This window comes from Novosphingobium sp. ST904 (genome assembly GCF_001298105.1).
Classification (GTDB): domain Bacteria; phylum Pseudomonadota; class Alphaproteobacteria; order Sphingomonadales; family Sphingomonadaceae; genus Novosphingobium.
In genome coordinates this window covers 1-1,177 of sequence record NZ_LGJH01000027.1, presented here as the reverse complement: position 1 = coordinate 1,177, position 1,177 = coordinate 1, and the positions used below count along the sequence as shown (strand labels likewise).

Annotated in this window: 1 pseudogene; it reads right to left on the bottom strand. The window is 70.3% G+C overall.

Going from position 1 to position 1,177, the window contains the following annotated elements:
* A pseudogene (locus ADT71_RS31785) lies at positions 1–1,177 on the bottom strand (hypothetical protein); the annotation flags it as partial.

Sequence of the window (1,177 nt, the reverse complement as noted above, 5' to 3'; positions counted from 1 at the left end):
CGCATCGCCCTTCATGGAGGCGCCAAGGCCCACGGCGAAGCCGCCGTTGCCGCCGCCGCCGCCGACAGACTGCGCGAAGACGCCGTTGGCCTGATCGCCCAGAGTGACGATCGTGCCGGTGCCGGTCACGGTTACATCGCCGGCACTTCGAGCCGGTGCCCGCGCCGCCGCCGCCGACCGAGGATTCGGCGTCGCCCTTGATCGAGACGCCAGGCCCACGGCGAAGCCGCCGTTACCACCGCCGCCGCCGATCGACTGGGCGAGGATGCCGTTCGATCCGGTGCCCTTGGTCTGGATGTCGCTATCGGCATGGACGGTGACGTTGCCCGCCGTCGCGCCGCCCGCGCCGGCCCCGCCGACGCTGGTGGAGGACGAACCGCCCTCGCTGGAGAAGCCCGCGCCGACCGAGAAGCCGCCGTTGCCGCCGCCACCGCCAACCGACTGCGCGAAGATGCCGTTGGCGATATTGCCGGTGGTCTGGATCTTGCCGACATTGACGACATCGACGGTCGAGGCGTTACCGCCCGCGCCGCCGCTGCCGCCAACCTGGTTGGAGGCGGCATCGCCTTCACCCGAGAACGCCCCGCCAACCGAGAAACCGCCGGAGCCGCCGCCGCCGCCAACAGACTGGGCAAGGATACCGTTCGAACCCGTTCCCGATGTGACGACCGAATAGCCTTCGATGGCCGCATTGGCACCGGCCGTGGCCGAGACGCTGACCATGCCCGCATCGTTGCCGGTACCGCCATTGCCGCCAACGCTCTGCGTATCGGAATCGCCCTTGGCCGAAAGGCTGGCGGAAACCGAGAAGCCGCCATTGCCGCCGCCGCCGCCGACCGATTGCGCGAAGATGCCGTTAGCCAGTTCGCCCGTGGTCTGCACGGTTCCAAGGCTGGTCACGTCGACATTGCCGGCCAGACCGCCGCTGCCGCCGGTGCCACCGCTGCTGTTGCCGATGGACTGACCCTCGACCGTGGCCGAGGCGGTCAGGCTGAAGCCGCCGTTACCGCCGCCGCCGCCGATCGACTGGGCCTGGATGCCCGCCGCGAGGTTGCCCGTGGTGGAAACGTTGCCGGTCGATCCCAGCGAAACGTTGCCCGCCGTATTGCCGGTGCCGCCCGAACCGCCGATGCCCACAGCCACGGCATTGCCCACCGACAGCGAAAGCGCGCCCGCG